The sequence below is a fragment of the Corynebacterium ulcerans genome (assembly GCF_000767685.1).
Taxonomy (GTDB): Bacteria; Actinomycetota; Actinomycetes; order Mycobacteriales; family Mycobacteriaceae; genus Corynebacterium; species Corynebacterium ulcerans.
Genome location: NZ_CP009622.1, coordinates 2,157,544 through 2,176,065 on the forward strand (window position 1 = coordinate 2,157,544; position 18,522 = coordinate 2,176,065).

At 50.1% G+C, this 18,522-nt stretch carries 16 protein-coding genes; 4 read left to right on the plus strand and 12 right to left on the minus strand.

Annotated features, from left to right (window positions below):
• Nucleotides 1–71: 71 nt before the first annotated feature.
• Nucleotides 72–1,202 carry a ferredoxin reductase domain-containing protein gene (locus tag CULFRC11_RS09740; RefSeq protein WP_023636397.1) on the plus strand — a complete coding sequence of 377 codons (1,131 nt, stop codon included), beginning with the start codon at nt 72–74 and terminating at the stop codon, nt 1,200–1,202.
• Between the two features lie 61 nt (nt 1,203–1,263).
• On the opposite strand, the gene CULFRC11_RS09745 is transcribed toward CULFRC11_RS09740, so the two are convergent.
• The 8 genes from CULFRC11_RS09745 to CULFRC11_RS09780 form a co-directional block, all read right to left on the minus strand.
• Nucleotides 1,264–2,025, minus strand: coding sequence for a CPBP family intramembrane glutamic endopeptidase (locus CULFRC11_RS09745; RefSeq protein ID WP_052099794.1), 762 nt, complete (start codon nt 2,023–2,025; stop codon nt 1,264–1,266).
• Nucleotides 2,026–2,229: 204 nt separating this feature from the next.
• Entirely contained in the window at nt 2,230–2,751 is a 522-nt protein-coding gene (locus CULFRC11_RS09750) for a hypothetical protein (protein WP_023636399.1), read from the minus strand.
• Between the two features lie 298 nt (nt 2,752–3,049).
• Entirely contained in the window at nt 3,050–3,928 is an 879-nt protein-coding gene (locus tag CULFRC11_RS09755) for a trypsin-like serine protease (protein WP_038620827.1), read from the minus strand.
• A 25-nt stretch (nt 3,929–3,953) separates the two neighbouring features.
• The gene (locus CULFRC11_RS09760; RefSeq protein ID WP_144245015.1) at nt 3,954–4,931 is read right to left on the minus strand and encodes a DUF418 domain-containing protein; all 978 of its coding nucleotides are present in this window, start codon (nt 4,929–4,931) and stop codon (nt 3,954–3,956) included.
• 247 nt (nt 4,932–5,178) lie between these two features.
• Nucleotides 5,179–6,447, minus strand: a complete 1,269-nt coding sequence (locus tag CULFRC11_RS09765) for an ABC transporter permease (protein ID WP_023636402.1) — start codon at nt 6,445–6,447, stop codon at nt 5,179–5,181.
• Nucleotides 6,447–7,181, minus strand: coding sequence for an ABC transporter ATP-binding protein (locus CULFRC11_RS09770; RefSeq protein WP_046096662.1), 735 nt, complete (start codon nt 7,179–7,181; stop codon nt 6,447–6,449). The genes CULFRC11_RS09765 and CULFRC11_RS09770 overlap by 1 nt, the downstream gene beginning before the upstream one ends.
• Before the next feature lie 3 nt (nt 7,182–7,184).
• The gene (locus tag CULFRC11_RS09775; RefSeq protein WP_023636404.1) at nt 7,185–8,975 is read right to left on the minus strand and encodes an HlyD family efflux transporter periplasmic adaptor subunit; all 1,791 of its coding nucleotides are present in this window, start codon (nt 8,973–8,975) and stop codon (nt 7,185–7,187) included.
• A gap of 336 nt (nt 8,976–9,311) precedes the next feature.
• Nucleotides 9,312–10,139, minus strand: a complete 828-nt coding sequence (locus CULFRC11_RS09780) for a carbon-nitrogen hydrolase family protein (protein ID WP_023636405.1) — start codon at nt 10,137–10,139, stop codon at nt 9,312–9,314.
• 351 nt (nt 10,140–10,490) lie between these two features.
• On the opposite strand from CULFRC11_RS09780, the gene CULFRC11_RS09790 reads away from it, so the two are divergent.
• Nucleotides 10,491–11,585, plus strand: coding sequence for an alpha/beta hydrolase (locus CULFRC11_RS09790; RefSeq protein WP_023636406.1), 1,095 nt, complete (start codon nt 10,491–10,493; stop codon nt 11,583–11,585).
• Here the strand turns inward: CULFRC11_RS09790 and adhP are convergent.
• On the minus strand, nt 11,582–12,619 hold the full coding sequence (gene adhP, locus CULFRC11_RS09795; protein WP_031270659.1) for an alcohol dehydrogenase AdhP: 1,038 nt from the start codon (nt 12,617–12,619) through the stop codon (nt 11,582–11,584). The genes CULFRC11_RS09790 and adhP overlap by 4 nt on opposite strands.
• A gap of 136 nt (nt 12,620–12,755) precedes the next feature.
• The gene (exaC, locus tag CULFRC11_RS09800; protein WP_013912464.1) at nt 12,756–14,276 is read right to left on the minus strand and encodes an acetaldehyde dehydrogenase ExaC; all 1,521 of its coding nucleotides are present in this window, start codon (nt 14,274–14,276) and stop codon (nt 12,756–12,758) included.
• 372 nt (nt 14,277–14,648) lie between these two features.
• Here exaC and CULFRC11_RS09805 point away from each other — a divergent pair, with 372 nt between their 5' ends.
• Together CULFRC11_RS09805 and CULFRC11_RS09810 are read left to right on the plus strand one after the other, a co-directional pair.
• On the plus strand, nt 14,649–15,293 hold the full coding sequence (locus CULFRC11_RS09805; RefSeq protein WP_023636408.1) for a hypothetical protein: 645 nt from the start codon (nt 14,649–14,651) through the stop codon (nt 15,291–15,293).
• Nucleotides 15,294–15,469: 176 nt separating this feature from the next.
• Nucleotides 15,470–16,708: an EndoS/ChiA family endoglycosidase gene (locus tag CULFRC11_RS09810; RefSeq protein ID WP_023636409.1), complete on the plus strand. Its 1,239-nt coding sequence runs from the start codon at nt 15,470–15,472 to the stop codon at nt 16,706–16,708.
• Nucleotides 16,709–16,807: 99 nt separating this feature from the next.
• On the opposite strand, the gene CULFRC11_RS09815 is transcribed toward CULFRC11_RS09810, so the two are convergent.
• Together CULFRC11_RS09815 and dnaJ are read right to left on the minus strand one after the other, a co-directional pair.
• Nucleotides 16,808–17,209, minus strand: a complete 402-nt coding sequence (locus tag CULFRC11_RS09815) for a heat shock protein transcriptional repressor HspR (protein ID WP_013912467.1) — start codon at nt 17,207–17,209, stop codon at nt 16,808–16,810.
• A gap of 19 nt (nt 17,210–17,228) precedes the next feature.
• Nucleotides 17,229–18,419: a molecular chaperone DnaJ gene (gene dnaJ / locus CULFRC11_RS09820; protein ID WP_023636410.1), complete on the minus strand. Its 1,191-nt coding sequence runs from the start codon at nt 18,417–18,419 to the stop codon at nt 17,229–17,231.
• Nucleotides 18,420–18,522 lie beyond the last annotated feature (103 nt).

Consider the following 18,522-nt stretch of genomic DNA (forward strand, 5'->3'; position numbering starts at 1 on the left):
CATGCGTGTATCCCAACAACTTTTTTAGTTGATACATACCAAATAGCGTTCGCTTAGTTTAAGCTGGGTCCATGCTAGATCACAGATCTATCACGGAGCTTCTCCTTGACAACAAAGACGCGTTTCACACGCAGGTATTTGCCAACTTCTATCACAGCAACCCCTACGCGCGCGCCACAATTGCCCCTAGTGAGCAACTTACCCCTACGGTAATCTCGCTTATAGGTGGGCTAGAAAGCGACGGAAAAATATCCGACGCGGTAAAAGAGAAGTTCCTCGAGCACACGAAGCTACTCGACGCCCGAGGCTTCCATCACTACACTGCACTGGCCAGCGCGGTTCGGAGTGCATTGCAAACCATGTGCGCCGACCTCCCTTTAGATAAGGTCCTTGCAGCGGAACAAGCGATCACTTCACTCGCAGCCGACTTAAATAAGGCGAGCAATCCCCGCGAGCCAATCAGAGCCTCAGTGGTAGAAGTGGAACGTCGTAGTCGCAGAATCTCCGTGGTACGGCTTATCACAGAAGAGACTATCGACTATCGCCATGGTGATTTTCTCCAAGTCACTACAGAGCTGCTCAATGGGCATTGGCGGTATCTGTACCCAGCCATTCCCGCTAACAAATCTGGTCACATCGAGTTTCATATACTGCGCGATGAGTTAACCACCCCCACCGGAGCACTTACCACGGCGCGAGAAGGTGACGACTGGCTCCTCGGATTGGGAGAAGGCCACCTGTATATTCCACAAGACACTGACCTGCTTCTCATCGCACACAGCACTGGTCTAGCCAGTTTGCGCCCCATCATCTTGGATCTCATGGCGCAGTCCGATCCTCCACGAGTCCATCTCTTCTTCGGGGCAGATTATCCTGGAGAGCTCTACGAGCTTGCCGGCCTGTGGCAGCTAGCTGCCACAGCTCCTTGGCTCTCAGTGTCTCCTATTGTCAAAAACAACGCTGACGCATGGTGGGTCCAGCCCAGCAAATACTGCACAGCACCACGCGGGCTCCACATATTCCGTACCGGCCAAGCAGGCGAGGTTGCAGCTAGCTACGGAAACTGGCGCGATAGATCAATCATTATTTCCGGCCCCGAGGAGGATGTACAGACCAGCCGCACGGCGCTCATCCTAGCGGGAACCCCGTCTTACAATATTCAGACGCTGAGTTTTTCCCCCAAGCCTTGGTATCTCCCCTAAAGCAGGGATAAAGGGTGTGTGCATAGCCTAGTAAGCAATGTGCACACCCTTTGAGCAGCTCTTAGATGCCAAAGAGATAAAGTATGGCCAGGCCTACAACATCGCAAATCGCGTGAGCCAAGAAGAAGGGGTACAGGTTTTTGTCCTTGCTTCTGGTGTACAAAAAGTAGAAGGCGATTCCTAGGATCAAGCCGATGGCCAATGCCGAGCTAAGGCCTTGATACGTATGGAAAACTGTTCGTACTACGAGCGAGAAGATAAACGCTGCCACCCTGTACTTAGGCGCAACGCTAAGGCAAATTCCCAAGAAAAAGATCTCTTCATAGAAGCCATTCTGGAGAGAGAAAAGCACTAGAGACAGATCAAGTTTTGCGATCAAAGCTTCTAGATTGCTCTGCCCAATCACCTCAGATGCTTCTGCGGCTTCGATGGCAGACTCAAGCGGCTGAATAAATAGCGCGACTATCGAATGATAAGCGTCGAAAAGCAGCGCTACCCCAACAAAAATAACAATCGCAGCAAAGGTAGATTTCAGCGTTATACGAATAGTCCATTGCTTAAAATTGAACCTACGCAGAATCAGATAGACCGCTGCTATGACAAAGAAAAACAGCTGGTCAAAAAACGCCTCATAGTTATCGTTCGTGCTGAATTCTATAGGGGTGAGATCGCCTAGAATAGGGTCTTCAAGTGCAAGGAATCCCACTGTAGAGATGTAGGTGGAATAACCAAAAAAGATCACTGCCAGGATCACAAGATCCCACCACTTTAAATGATCTATCCGGTCTCCTCCCAAGAGGAATTCTTTTATTTTCGTCTGCACTCGGAAGCACGCTCCTTGAAGTTCTCAGCATTAACCTTTGCGGTGAAAAGAAGTTTATAGCAGTGTATTCGCTGAGAAAAATTTATAGTACAGATAGTAAAAATCTCATCTTTTAGTCGGACGTCGCCTCCCCTAAGCGACATCCTTCCCATAAAAGCCCCTCAATAAGCGAATCTAAGCTTCTCCCCTACCCCACTAGTGTGGCTACTTCTTATAGAGAAGATTGCGCAATCTTGTCTTTGAGTTAATAAATGGCTTGCACGATACCACCTTGTCACCTTGCACCGCTTTCAGCTCTCCCCATCCACGACTGAAGACTTCATACAAAGGCACCGTCACTGTCAGCGTGACAGCCCATTTAACGGGAGCAATGGAGAAAGCTTCATCAAATAACTCATCAAAACCATCTTTTCCGTACACAGAAAAGCCAGTCGATACAAACAAAACCGCTAGAAGTATGACCAGACCCAGAAGAAATAACCGCTCAGGGGCAAACGCCTCACTAGCAGGAACTATTGAGTAGCCCCCTCGGTCCACGTCCCTGACCCATTGACCACGAGACACAAAAATTGAAAGATTTAATAATAGAATTATCTCTATAACTACGCTACCTGCTGCATGAACGTTGTCGTTCTCTTCCAAAGCAGCGCTAATATCCCAGAGAAAAAAGACCATAGCGACAATAAGGGATAGGTAGATAATATAATATCTCCGCCGAAAACCCACTGTTTTCTTTCTACTATTTAACAAAATTTTCTCAATCTCAATTATTATTTACATCCGGTTTTCGGCCTAATTTTTCTTATTCACCAGAAGTTTTGTCCGGTACTAAAAATTAGTATTGCGAATCAGCGCATGCCAGTCTCTTAAGCCTAGAAACCTCTAACATAGGCTAGCGGAATCCCTGTTGCGCTCTTTACTGTACTATTTTTGCACCCTCGGAACTATTTCACAGGCCGGCAAAACGAAGCTAACGCCTGCTTTAACCATGTAAAGCAGGCGTTAGGCCGGACAGTTTTATAAACTAACTCTTTTTCGATAGCGGCTTAGAGATTCGAGAATATCCAGCGATAAGTAGCAAAAGAACTACTGCCGCAGCTCCATACCAGTTGGCACGTCCACCGTGCTGCTTAGGGGTAATTCCCTCAGCGGGCTCAGTGTATTCAGTTTGGAGCAATCCCTCACCGTTTCCTTGAATGACGTTTTCGATCCAGGACTTCTGAGGGCCGACCGTACTATAGAAAGCTTGTGGCGCAGGTTTATTGATGTCTTCGCTTGCGCCGCTTGCAGTTGTGACACCAGCTACAGCACCGTCAATAAATAATGGCCCACCGGAATCTCCACCTTGGACGCCTTCTCCGTTGCGAGTAGTGATATTCAAGAATGCACTTTGGGCGTTCTCCCCGTCCGCAAAAATATCAGTGACAGTCACATCTGCGAAAGGAAGCTTTCCAGACGTAGCAAGTTTAGAAGCATGGCTCCAGCCGCAAATTCGGCCTTGGTCATTTACCTTCACCGTTTTGTCCGATATTTTCGCGGTGGAAACCCCTTTCATAGGTTCCGCTACATACGCTAGGGCGATGTCCCCCACAGGCGCGAAAAGCCAACCGGAAATATCATATTCTGAGGTATTCGATCCTTGTCCGACGCGCACTTTTGAGCCGCTAGGATCCTCTAGCTCAAAACAATGTCTTGCGGAAAGAATCCAATGCTCATTAAGCACCGTACCTGTGCAGTTACCATAGGCAGATGCCTTGCCCACCCTTAAAGCCGCTACTGATCGGCTCTCCGCGTTATCAGGCGCTGCTTGAGCATTTTCTAGCGCATAACCGGCCGGTGCAGTCGCTAGAGCGATGCTTAGGCTTGCTGCGAAAAAAGCTGTAAAACGGTTGAGTCTTTTCATCTTTGATAGTCCTTCCTAAATCCCTTTATTTGGCAGCTGCCTGTTTCACTTCATCGGTAGTACTGGAAGCGGAAACACTATCTGCCGGAAATTTCGAAGGTGAAGGAACAATAAGCTGAATCAAGTACCTGACTATGCTTTCGATCGGTCCTCGTTTGAAGAATTTCGCCCACACAACCGCAAAAACTATTCCAACGATGATAGAGATAAGAACAAACGCGTTTGAGGTTTCAACGACGTTCTTGATCACATATTCAGCGCTCGCAACATGAGCAACGTACATGGTGAGAGACATCGCGCCAAAGGTTGTGAGAGGCTTTAGTATTTTCGCATTAATGTTTTCACCCAGGAAAAGACACAGCGCTACAAATGCAGTGCTTGCACCTAAGGACAACAAGATATTTCCTAGGCCGCCGGTATGACCTACGGCTGAGAAGAACAGAGGCGTTTCCACGTTAAGCCTCACATACAAACCGATAGCAGCGACAATCGCGCCACCGATCCCCCAAATGAGCCGGTTTTTATTATTACGCAAAACCTGGAACAGAATCATGCCAGCGACCATGTAAGCAAGCCAGCCTAGCATCGAATAGGGCGAATAAATGTCCACCAAGCTGTGCTCTATAGCAGCTGCCAGCATTAATGCAATAAGCAGCATTACTTGATACTGGAGGCGAATCTTGGGCACCCAAAATAGCAGTACCATCGAGGCTCCCATAATTATCAAGATAATTTGAATCTTATGGGCAAAAGAGACTAGAGCTACACCAATTAAAAGGACGAGCAAACCTCTAGTGATTAAGCGCAAATAGGTCGTTTTCCCTGGTTTATCCGAGATAACCACCATCGTCATGCCTGCGACCACGGCAAACAAAGAAGAAGCGATTCCCGAGCTTAGGGTTTTGCCGACCCAGGTTAATTCCGCTACATGTGTAATTATCATCCCGATGATAGCCACTGCGCGGGCTAAATCTAGACCTATTATTCTATTCTTCGTTTCCAAAGGTATTTATCCTTTTCCGAGATCTGATTTTTAAGCTAGGTCGGCTGTTCACTCTTCAACCAAACCACCGGTTTTTCATCCTAAAATTGAATTATGTGAAATCTGTGAACGTTGGGTGGCAATACCATTGTAGAAAGTTTCAGATACCTGAAGAAAATTCACCCATAAAACGTAGTGTGAAGAGCAAAACCGTGCCACAAGTACTGTGTGGCACGGTTTTAACGTAAAGCTCCGTTTTTAAAAAACGTTACTCGTAGCGTAACGCCTCGATCGGATTCAACTTAGCTGCTTTATTGGCAGGGTAATAACCGAAGAACAAACCAATAGCCAAGGAGAAACCTAGGGAAAGGAGAATTCCTCCGATGGGTGGGAACACAAGTTCTTTCAAGAGATGAGAACCAATCACACCGATGGAACCGCCCAGGAGTACACCAATAGCTCCGCCGATAGTACAAATGATCATCGATTCAACAATGAACTGCAGTCTGATATCGCGGCGTCTAGCTCCTAGAGCTTTCCGGACACCAATCTCTCTCGTTCGCTCAGTAACGGTAACCAACATAATGTTCATCACGCCGATACCACCCACAACCAGAGAAATACCTGCAATAGCGGAAATCACTGCACTAATATTCTTCAACGTAGAGTTGAAGGATTGAACTGTGGATTTATTATCTTGAAGAGTCGCATGGTACTCGCTGTTGTCCGCATAATACGCATCCAAAACGCGTTGAAGCACCTGGCGTACTTGTGTTTCATCAGCGCCTTGTGCAATGCGCACGGACACCGAATCCCACGCAATAGGTTTATCGTTAAAATTCGACTGGATGGTGTACGGAACGTACAGCTTAGATTGAGTACCAGTGTTAAATAGTCCACCCGATTTTTCTTCGTGGAACACGCCTACAACGACCAAAGGAGTAATGGTTCCATTAGGGAGGCTTACTTCAATTTCTGCGCCAAGGGCCTTTTGCGGATCATTACCAAATAATTTCTCCAGAGTAGAAGGCGCAATAACAGCGACTGCACGCTCACCGTTAGTGTCTTCTTCAGTAAAAACGCGCCCGTACTCTGCAGTTATCTTTTTTATCTTGAGGTAATCGTTATTCACCGATAGAACAGTTGACTGTTCTTCCCGTGTGGCGTATTCCAAGGTCACAGCCTGATGGCTAGTCTCACCCACGCTAATACCATCAATGCCTGTTCCTGCAGCATTTTTTAGCTGGTTAATCAGATCCGGCGTCAATTTTGCCGACTCATCAATGAGCCCGCCGCCCTGAAAACCAGGTTCCGCAGGAGCAGCCGACTTGCTGCGCTCCGACACCTGAATGGTGAGATCGTTAATTCCGGATTCAGCCAAGGATTTAGACGTCTGGGCTTGTAATGATTTACCCAACGTCAAAATCGCAATCACAGAAGCGATACCAACGATAATGCCTAGCAGGGTAAGCAGCGAACGCAGTTTGTTTACGCGGAGACTACTCAAAGCTAGGGAAATTGACTCACTAAAGGTCATTAGTGTCCCTCCCCTAAGGTGTTACCGTCAACAATCACACCGTCGGTCATAGTAACAACGCGAGTGGTCTCAGCAGCCAACTCTGGGTTGTGGGTAATAAAGACGATTGTTTTGCCAAAGTCTTGGTTAAGGCTATGGAAAAGGTCCATGACCAGGCGCCCGGTATGGGAGTCAAGGGCACCGGTTGGCTCGTCGGCAAGCAAAAGCGGAGGCTCGTTCGCCAGAGCGCGGGCAATCGCTACACGCTGTTTCTGGCCGCCGGAAAGCTCAGCAGGATTATGCTGCATACGTTCTTCCATGCCAACCATGGCTAGAAGTTCTTCAGCCCTTTCGAGTCGCTCTTTCTTAGGAACCCCGGCATACATCATGGGCATTTCGACGTTCTTCAGCGCCGAGATACGCCCAATAAGGTTGAAGCTTTGGAACACAAAGCCAATGTTCCGGCTACGGTGATGCGCAAGCTCATCCTCGTCGAGTGTTAGTACATCCGTGCCGTCGAAAAGATACTCACCCGAGGTTGGTTGGTCCAGCAACCCAATGATGTTCATCAGGGTCGATTTACCAGAACCGGAAGCACCGACGACGGAGACGAACTCATTGCGAAAGACATCAAAATTAACGCCAGGCAGGATCGTCAATTCACTTTCATGCCCAATATTGAAAGTTTTGACGATATTCCGCATCGAGATAAGCGAATCTTGATCATGCGAAGTTTCTGAAGCGGTAATGCTCATCACCTATTTGCCTTCAACAATTGCATTTTGCTGCATGCTGACAGAAGTACCGATCATGTCCTTGTACTTGGAGGCTTGGTTAAGAACCTTGTCGCCCGGCTTGAGTTCTCCACCTGTGATCTCTGCGATGATGTCAGTGGTATTGCCAACGGTAACTGTACGAGCCTCGATGACAGAAGAACCATCTTTATCTGCAAGAACAAGCACCTTCTTGGTGTTGCCTTCTTGGTAGATAGCCTCGGCGGGAAGTTTGATGGTCTCACGATTCTTATCAATGTTTACCCGCGCCTTGACACTACCGCCGATCAACAGACCATCGCGATTTCCGGTCAACTCAATCTCGACAGGATACAGAGGCTTTGCTTTGGTTGTATTTTCTGCACCAGCTGCTGGCAGCTTAGCCACATTGACGATCTTCTTGATACGTCCTTCAAAGGTCTTGGTTCCGCTAGACGTAGATGTCAGGGTCACTTTGTCGTTAACGCGAAGCTTAGCGACGTCCGCCTCTTTTACGTTTGCATTCACAATCAAGGAAGAATCATCACCGATAGTGACTATGCCGTCTCCTGCTGCTGGCTTACCCTGCTGAGCGGGGACTGCCATAACAACGCCGGAGAAAGGCGCACGCACGTCCGAGGAATTGATATCGAGCTGCAGTTTGTTCAGTGTCAGAGCCGAGGAGTCTTGAGCCGTGTTCGCGCTGCGCCATGCTTGATTAATAGCCAATTCCTGCTGATCAAGCTGTTGTTGCGCAGCAAATTCAGCTGCTGCCGCATTAGTGGAAGCCTCTTTGTGTGCTTCAAAAGCATTTGCTACCCCACGCTGAGCATCGCTGAGCTCCCGGTCTACCGTGGCAAGGGTCGCGATATAGTTACGCTCGGCCTCTGCGAGCTGGCGCTGCGCTCCGTTGAGCTTAACCAGTGAGTCGGCGCTACCGATAACCGATTCAACAACAGACTGCCCCGTACCATCAGGAGACTGATTGCGGTTGCGCATCTGCGACTCAAGTGCAGAAATCTGGGAGTCAAGCTCGGCCTTCTTATCGTCTTGGGCCTGCTCGCGCTCTGTTTTGAGCTCTGCCAAACGGGTCCTATCCTGAGAAAGTCCCTCATTTTCCTGAGAGTTACGAGTGATTCCGAAGACTGTAGCGGCGCCGCTTCTTGCAGCATCAAGTGCAGCAGAGAACAGCTGGTCACGCGCCTGCTTCACCGCAGCATCTTGGGTGCGCAACTCTGGAGTATTCACATGCTGTCGGTCTTGAGCTTTACGTTCAAAGGCCTGCTGAGCCTTGATGTATTCCTCATTAGCCTGACGACGCTGAGCATTAGCACTATTGATCTCAGTGTTCAGCCCCTGATCAAGGCGGCTCTTCAAGTGGTCATACTGCTGTTGCGCAGTTTCCGCCTGTGCCATTGCTTGATTCAGGTTCTGTGCTGCCGTGGCTCGTTGGTTATCCAACTCAGTCTTCGTGGAAGATGTATCAATCTTTGCCAATAGCTGGTCAGCTGATACCTTGTCTCCCACCTTGGTAGATATGGTGGCAACAGGGCCAGTGAGGTGCGTATACAAAGTTGCGGTACGAATTGGCTCAACAGTGCCTTCCACCAAAACGCGGTTAGCTACCTCCGCAGACTCCAACTGCGTGTATTCAGATACGGGAACAACTTGCCCTTGTTCCTCGGGAGCAATGAAATACGCGCCTACTCCGACCAATGCCAAAACCGACAGAAGCGGTATAAAAACTTTTTTCTTCTTTAACGTCGTTAAAGCTCGAGACGCGACTGCGGGTGGCATACCTGTCCTTTCGGCCAACTCAAGCGCGAGTTGTTTTCAATTTCAATTACAAGCAACGGTTGAGAATATTAGTAGAAGACTTGCTTAAAGTGAAGCTCAGACTATAACTTTCACATCTTTCTTCCCCAACCGGTTAGTAGTCAATGCAATACCGGTCACAGGACGAACATGTGGCAGCAAAACCGCAGTAAAAGCAAGGATTGAAAGATAGACAAACAGGAAAATGCTTATCTTGGCAATCTGGCATTCTTCTCAACACAGAACGCCTTTAACCATACAGCGTTAGATTTTCTGCGCATAAAATCAAATAAAACCAAATAATAAACTTAATTTTTGTTAGAAAAAGGAATGTTCCTTTCCGTACTCATCTATGCCAGATAAAACAGGAACAGAGCGTCGAAGTTCAGAAAGGTTCTCCGTAGATATATCTGCGATTAACAGCTCGGGCACACTCCCTGCTTCCGCTACACACACCCCATCCGGACCAATAACCCTAGAAAATCCAATACCCGTCGGGCCCTGTTTCCCCGAGTCCGCCTGATCTACTGCCACCACAAAACATGTTGAGTCCAATGCTCGAGCAGAAGTAAGCAACTGCCACTGCTCCCTCTTCCCCTCACCACTAGCCCAGCTAGCTGGCACAAGGATGACCTGCGCCCCTTTATGCGCAAGAGCCCGGAATTGGCCAGGAAATCTAACGTCATAACAGGTAGCAAGACCAAAAGTGATTCCGTCATAGAGAAAAGTAATGAGCTTTTCCCCAGGTTTAACCGTATGAGATTCTCGATACCCAAAGGCATCGTAGGTATGGATTTTGTTATAAAAAACAGGGCTGCTCATGCTAGGGAGGACAACAACCAACGTGTTATAAACCCTGTTGATCTCCTTCCCCTCGACCTCCACCGCGTCTGCCGGAGTAAACATCCCTACGACGATGCCAATATCGAGCTCATCGGACAATTCTTTGAGCTTCCCCACAAAAGCCCCTGATATGTCTTCAGCGTTTATGTCCAGACGTCCGGTATCAAATGCTTGCATCGAAGCTTCTGGGAAAACTGCCATCCTTGCGCCCCGCCCTGCTGCATGCCGCACCTGATCTTCAATTCGGCGTAGGTTTTCTTGTTTATCGCCCGTAGCAGAAATCTGTGCCAACGCAATTCGCATACCTTTATAGCCTAGGCCTCTTGTGGATAGTTTTCACTTAACTCACAATTTTTCTCCGCCTCAGCCCGCCCGCTTGCCCGTTTCTTCACACACGCGCACGCTACCCAGTATGACCTTCATGATCCAACCGACAGCCCTACCCCATTTCTTTCCGGGCCCTAGCACCCACATCCCTGTCTCACACTTAAATCCAAGCGCAACAGCCTCAGCGTTAGACAGCTTTCTGAGTTCCGCAGCACTCACTACAAATAGGTACGAGGATTGCATCACTGATCTACTCTCTCAGTTGCGTGATGCCATTACCCTCTCCATGGAGATAGACTCCGATACCTCGCAATCACTCCAGGCGACATGATGTTCACATTGCAATCAGGGCAACTTCTAGCTTCCGCCCATGCACTTTCAGCGTTTTCCCGCTCTGGCAGCTCTATCGCCCAAGGTCTTCGTTCCACGTGGAACCAAGGATTAGAACAGCTTTATGGCAGGGCCTTTGAGATTGCAGCCGCTACTCTCACCCGTCGTTTAAGCTGTTGGCTCGACCCACATAGGGCAGCCAACTACCTCGCCCATATTCTCTCCATAACCGCCAGGCTCCAGGAAGAGTTGGAACACCATCATGAGTATTTACGTTTACTTCCACAACGCACCATCGATGAGTCTTTCCTTATCACCAAAGGCATCACGCATTTACAAGAACTAGGAAAGCTTCTCGACGCCACCTGCGCCCAGTCCATCACGCAACTTGCGGCTTTGTGCACCGATGAAACCGACTATCCCCCAAGCACACTAACTACCACCCAGCTACAGACCGATTTCCCTGATGCCGAGATACTTCATGCAGACGCCCATCATGCAGTGGTCGCTTTTGGCAACGTATCCACCGCCAGTTCAATCACCACCCTAGTAGCCGGCGTTTCCTCCTCTGATCCCAACACGTGGCCAGACAATTTCCGGCATGCCCAACGCGTATCCCAAGCAACAGGCGGCGCAGCCATCGCCTGGCTGGGATACTCCGCACCTGCACATATTCCCGCGGCAGTCGCCACAGCCCCTGCGTCTCGCGGGGCACAGGCTTTAAAAGACTTTCAAGCCTCGCTACGCAGCAGGAACCCTCAGGCCAAGCTGCTAGTGCTAGGACACAGCTACGGATCCGTGGTTGCTGGCAAAGCAGCGGAAACCGGATTAGAGGCAGACACCCTTATTTTCGCCGGCAGCCCAGGGGTGCCTCCTGTGATCAAGCTCAACACCGACTCCCCTCGCATCATCTCGGCCTTAGGGTCTTTAGACCCCATCGGATTAACGGGAACAAAGTACACAGCCGTACATGGCAAAGACCCCACTGCCCTTGGCTTTCCAACCGAACAGTGGGGAATCCCCGGAGGACACTCGAGCTATATAACCAGTCCGCTTTTCCTCAAGCGCCTTGCCGAAGAAGCGCAGCGTTAGTACCTAATCGCCATGCGCCCATCGACTTTGCCCTGATGCATATCGGCGAAGACACTGTTGACGTCGTCAAGCTTGCATTCCGTAACAGTAGGCTTAATCATGCCGCGCGCATAGAAATCGAGAGCTTCTTCCAAATCCTGGCGTGTTCCCACCAGCGATCCGCGAATGGTTAGCCCCTTGAACACAATCTCAAAGATAGGTGCAGGGAACTCTCCTGGAGGAAGACCATTAAATACGATCGTTCCACCTTTTCGAGTCATACCAATGGCTTGACCGAACGCTTGCGGGTGAACGGCGGTGACCAGAACGCCATGCGCACCACCCTGAGTAAAAGCATTGATCGCTTCAACCGGGTCTTCCTTCAACGCATTTACTGCAAATTCAGCACCATGTTTCCGCGCAAGCTCTAATTTTTCGTCCGCGATATCCACTGCAATTACGCGCATACCCATAGCTACCGCATATTGCACAGCGATATGTCCCAGACCGCCGATACCAGAAATGACCATGTACTGGCCCGGCTTGCACTCAGTTTCTTTGAGGCCCTTATATACAGTCACACCAGCACACAAGATCGGGGCAACCTCGATGGGGTCAGATCCCTCTGGAATACGAGCACAGTAACGGGTATCTACCAGCATGTATTCACCGAAGGAGCCATCAACCGTGTAGCCACCATATTCCGCGTCATTGCAAAGAGTTTCGCGGCCGGTGCGGCAATACTCACACTCCCCACACGCAGACCATAGCCATACGTTGCCCACCATATCTCCGAGCTGCACTCCGTGATGGCCAGGCCCTAATTTAACGACTTCGCCCACGCCTTCATGCCCAGGAACAAACGGTGGTTCCGGTTTCACTGGCCAGTCGCCTTCCGCTGCGTGAAGGTCTGTATGGCAAATGCCGGAAGCTACTAGTTTCACCAGCGCCTGGTTGGGTCCCGGCTCAGGCAAATCTACATCATGAATAGTGAGTTCAGGGCCAAAGTCGTCAACTACAGCAGCGGTGAAGGCCTCAGGGAAATCGTTTTTCACGTCGATCTTTCCTTTCTCGTAGGCATTTTCAATACCTACACCTTGTTGGGAACTATAGTCATTAAGTCCCCTAAATGACTGAACCCCAACCGACATAACGCCGGCTGGGGACAAAACCATATTCAATTAAAAGCAACTAAAATAAGCCCGTAGGGTTTTCGTCATAAGAAACGAGCAGGTTCTTGGTCTGCTGGTAGTGATCCAGCATCATCAGGTGGTTTTCGCGCCCAATTCCCGATTCCTTATACCCGCCAAAGGCCGCATGAGCTGGGTAATTGTGATACTGATTCACCCACACACGACCCGCCTGGATAGCACGTCCAGCGCGATATGCGGTGTTTTGATGACGAGTCCATACACCGGCACCAAGGCCATAATTGGTGTCGTTTGCAATCCGAATAGCCTCATCAAAGTCACTAAAGGTAGCAACCGAGAGCACTGGACCAAAGATTTCTTCCTGGAAGATACGCATATCATTAGTCCCTTTGAAGATGGTCGGCTCAATGTAATAGCCATTCTCCAAACCATCAATACGGTTGACATGACCACCAGTAAGTACCTCGGCGCCTTCCTTCGGGCCAATGTCCAAGTATCCAGAAATCTTATCCATCTGCTCCATGGAGGCCTGGGCACCCATCATGGTCTCAGTATCCAAAGGATTACCGAGCTTGATCTTGCGCACTCGCTCCACACCTAACGCCAGGAATTCTTCTGCAATGGACTCGTGAACAAGCGCACGCGAAGGACAGGTACACACCTCACCCTGATTCAGGGCAAACATTGCAAGTCCCTCGATGCACTTGTCCCGGAAGGGGTCTTCGTAATCCATAACGTCACCAAAGAAAATCGATGGCGATTTTCCACCCAGCTCTAGAGTGACCGGAATGATCTTGTCCGCAGCAGCCTTATTAATTAACTTACCCACCTGCGTCGAACCGGTGAAGGCAATCTTGCCGATACGAGTAGAGCTAGAAAGCGCAACGCCAGCCTCCTCCCCCAAACCGTTCACAATGTTAAGAACACCATCCGGAATCAGGTCTCCCACAATATCGATCCAATACAGAATCGAAGCTGGGGTCTGCTCGGCAGGCTTAAGAACAATCGCATTGCCAGCAGCTAAAGCAGGAGCAATCTTCCAGGCCGCCATCAACAACGGGAAGTTCCACGGAATGATTTGCCCCACCACCCCAATGGGCTCATGGAAATGATAAGCAACTGTATTGTGATCAATCTGCGACGTTCGCGACTCCTGAGCCCGAATGGCACCCGCAAAATAGCGGAAGTGGTCAATGGCCAAGGGAATATCAGCCGCTAGCGTCTCACGTACAGCCTTGCCATTCTCCCAGGTCTCCGCAACGGCAATTTCTTCCAGATGCTCTTCCATACGGTCCGCAATCCGGTGCAATACCAGGGCACGCTCCGCCGGCGAGGTCTTACCCCACGCCTCCGCCGCAGCATGCGCAGCGTCGAGAGCCTTCTCAACATCTGCCGCTTTACCACGGGCGACCTGGCAGAATACTTCACCCGTAACCGGAGTGACATTGTCTAGATATTCACCATCTACAGGCGGTACCCATTGACCACCAATGTAGTTGTCATAGCGCTTTTTATAGTTAGCAACTGCGCCTTCAGTACCCGGATTAGCATAAATCGTCATGATCAATCACTCCTTCATAAGCCTAGCCGACAGTGAGGTGACCAACAAGGAATAGCAAGATGCGTCATACATCACTCTGGAAACCTCTAACAGTCAACCTATAGCTTTTTAGGGCGTTTAACACCCCCTATTTTGATGATTAAAAGTTGCCAACCCCGACCAATCCCCATAGACGCTCGCAAGAGGCGCGTTTTGCAAATTTTGCAATTTTTACCCCCATTAAAAACTTAATAAAATCGCAACCTTTTTCAGGGGTAAGTAAATATAAATCTCAGTTAAAATTGAAGTAAGACCCTAAAAGAATTTCACCCTAATCACCACAAGGATCTACTGCTTTTCACTATCCAAAAACAAGGTAACGAGGAGTTTCTCATGCGACATCTTCGAAAAATTGGCATCTACTCCGGAATCATCGCCACGTCTCTACTTGTCGGAGCGCTTCCCCACGCCGCCTACGCCTCCCCCGTGGCGGCGCCACTGCACTGCACGATAGACGCAGGAAGATACGGAAAGACCGTTCAGGATACTCAAACGACATTTGACGTTTCCATTCCAGAAAAAGTCGCCGTGGGAGAGACCTTTGTGGCAAAGTTTAAGCTTTCCGACGTTCAAATCCGCAACGATGCATTAAAGAAAATCGGCAGCATCAGAATGGAGAAAAGCGCAGTCAATATACACGTTGGGGACAACGTCCAACTTGCAGAACCCCAGGAAGGTCTCGCAATATCCAACGGAATCCTCACGATTTCCGATAAATTGACAGCCTCCCTCCATCGGGACACCCTCACAACCTCGGCACCGGAACTAAACATCAAACTCCGAGCCACCGGCGGCAGCTCTGTTGTTTTTAAAACCGCTAAAGAGGTCACTACAGGCACAGTTCGGGCGCGCGTTTTTATTATCAGCGCAACAGCCCACTCCAACTGCACCACCACGCCTGACATACAGCTAGCTTCAGCAACCGTAACTCCAGGAAAGGCCGCCACCAACAGCGAGGCCACACTCCCCGAGGAATAAGTTTCAACACATACCAACGATGAATGGAAGTGGGTGGAAATTTCCCGCCCACTTCCACCATCTTCACACCCTCCCCCATATGGCACTTATATTTTTTTAATATTTAACTTGCCTATGGTTAATAATTCCCTTAATATGAAGCTCGCTTCTTAGCAATCTCTTATTGAAGGGTTACTATGCGAAACGTTACTCGATCAGTCTCACGCTTTGCCACAGTAGGCATCACTTCTGCTGTTTTTGCTGCAAGTTTGAGCACTGTAGCCTCGGCAGCTCCTGCCGCTTTGTCCAATGCGCCGCTGGCTGCAAGCCCTGGACAAGCGGATAAAGTCGGGGCACAAGCAACGTGTGCCGCCAAACCCATCTTCTTCGGGTATTACCGGACGTGGCGTGATAAGGCTATTGAGCTTAACGACGGAGACAAGTGGAAGGACAACCTTCACACCAAGCTCACCGATATTCCGGAACAGGTAGATATGGTCTCTCTGTTCCATGTGCCAGACAACCAAAAGAGCGACCAGCGGTTCTGGGAGACCTTTGATAAGGAGTACCATCCCACGCTCAAAGAACGCGGCACCAAGGTTGTTCGGACAATCGGCGCAAAGTTGCTCCTCAATAAGATTAAAGAAAAAGGTCTCTACGGGCAGTCCAGGGAAGACGATTCCAAGTACCGAGAGATTGCCCATGAGGTATATGAGGAGTACGTCGCAAAGCATAATCTCGACGGATTAGACGTAGATATGGAACTCCGCGAGGTAGAAAAGTATACAAACCTCAGATGGCAGCTCCGTAAGATCATGGGTGCATTCTCGGAGCTCATGGGCCCAAAAGCGCCTGGAAACGCTGGAAAGAAACCTGGCGATGAGGGATACAAATATCTCATCTACGACACATTTGATAATGCCCAACTAGCGCAAGTCGCCCTCGTCGCAGACGTGGTGGATTATGTTCTCGCCCAGACCTACGACAAAGGCACAGCGGAAAGCATCACTCGAGTATGGAACGGGTTCCGGGACAAGATTAACTCCTGCCAATTTCTGGCGGGGTACGCCCACCCTGAGGAAAATGACACAAATCGTTTCCTCACGGCGATCGGCGATGTCAATACTTCTGGCGCAATGAAAGTCGCTGCTTGGAAGCCGGAGGGTGGCCAAAAGGGCGGAACTTTTGCCTACGCGCTCGATAGAGACGGACGCACCTATGACGGCGATGATCTCACAACTCTCAAGCCCACCGATTTTGCCTTTACCAAGCGTGCGATTGAGCTCACCAAAGGCATATCACTCACAGACTTAGGAACTAATGGCTCCAGAACCCCGAGAGCGAATAGCTCCCACACGGAAACCAGTAGTTTCTTCAACGATCCTTACTACCAAAAGCTTATGAAGGAGGCCGGTATAGCAGATAACAAAAACTAATCTCGCGGGCGCATAACTTAAGGCCCACGACTCACACACGGTTATTGGGGATTCTGTGAGTCGTGGGCCTTTTGCTGCACCGATGCTGCGCTGAGAAAATTAGGAACGCTTCCCCCGGCGCGGCTCCCACATCACAACCGCCGTAGAACGAGGAACGTGCACGATCTCTCCCCGAGAGCGAGTGCCGTTTTGCTTTAATTGCTCCAGCTCTTCACGTGCGGCCGCGAGTTCGTCGCGAAGCCTCTTGTTATCTTTTTTGAGCTCGATGATCGCTTTAATACCTGCAAGATTTACGCCTTCTTCTTGACTCAGGCGTTGAACGGTACGCAGTAGTTCCACATCAGAGCGGGAGTACCGGCGTCCGCCTCCACGGGTGCGCTGGGGGGTGACCAGGCCGAGCCGGTCATAAGTCCGCAGCGTCTGAGCGTGCATTCCAGATAGTTCAGCGGCCACGGAGATGACAAAGACCTCGCCAAATTCAGAATTATTTCTGCTTGTCATCCTTTACACCTCCTCCGTGTTATTTTCCGTCCCAATCCGCGCGGGGATCGAATCCGGAATCCTTCTCTGCCTGAGCATAAGCCCTTAAGGCACTAGCTTGGGCAGCGTCAAGGTTTTTGGGAACCTGGACCTGAACTTTGACCAGCAAATCACCTGCACTTCCGTCCCGTTTAGGCACACCTTTGCCACGAACGCGCAGGACGCGACCATCAGGAGTTCCTGAAGGGATACGAACCCGAACCGGCATGCCTAGCGTGGGCACTGAAACCGTGTCACCCAGTGCGAGTTCTGCAAAGGACACCGGTACCGCCACTTCCAGATCGTCTCCGGAGCGCGTAAAAACTTTGTCATTACGCACATGCACAGTCACAAAAAGGTCACCGGCAGGTGTGCCGTTGGGTCCCGCCTCGCCTTGTCCAGCGAGTCGGACTTTCTGTCCATCAATCACGCCCACAGGAATACGCACGGTGATGGACCGAGTCCGACGCACCGTACCCGTGCCGTTGCAGTCAGGGCATGGGTCTGTGATTTCCTTACCCGTGCCTCCGCAGTGTTTACAAGGTGCAGAAAACCCAAAGGCTCCTCTATTTTCTGAGGTAAACCCCGTGCCGTTACAGTGGCTACACGTGGTGGGAGCACCACTCTTAGACCCCGAGCCATGGCAGGTAGAGCATGGTGCATCGCCAGTCAGCTGCACCGGGATTGTGGTTCCCTTTGCGGCTTCACGGAAATCCAGGGTTATTTGCGTTTCGACGTCCGCCCCCCGCGTCGGCCTAACTGTGCTGCGAGCACCACCGCCGCGGTTGAAAAGGCCACCGAAGATATCCCCAAGACCACCTTCTTGAGAGAAGCCTCCACCCGATCCAGATCGATTCCCGAAAATGTCTCCGAAGTCGAAGTTTTCTTGCGTCCGAAACCCGCCGGGGAATCCGGCGCCTCCGTTCTGTCCAAAACCACGCATACCGCCACTAGCGATCATGGCTTTAAACTCATCGTATTCCTTGCGTTTGGACTCATCGCCCACCACGTCATAGGCCTCTGCAACCTGTTTAAAGCGCTCTTCCGCGGCTTTGTCACCGGGGTGAGAATCAGGGTGGTTCTCGCGCGCAAGCTTGCGGTATGCCTTTTTAATCTCAGACTCTGTTGCCTTCGAAGAGACCCCTAGGTCAGCGTAATAGTCTTTTTCAGCCCATTCGTTTTTCACAGCCATTGGGCATCTCCTCCTTTCGGGAACATCGTCTGAGAATGCTCTCTTCCGAGTCCGTGGGTTTAGCAGATTTCTTTATCTCGTGCACAAAGGGCGCGGCAAGATT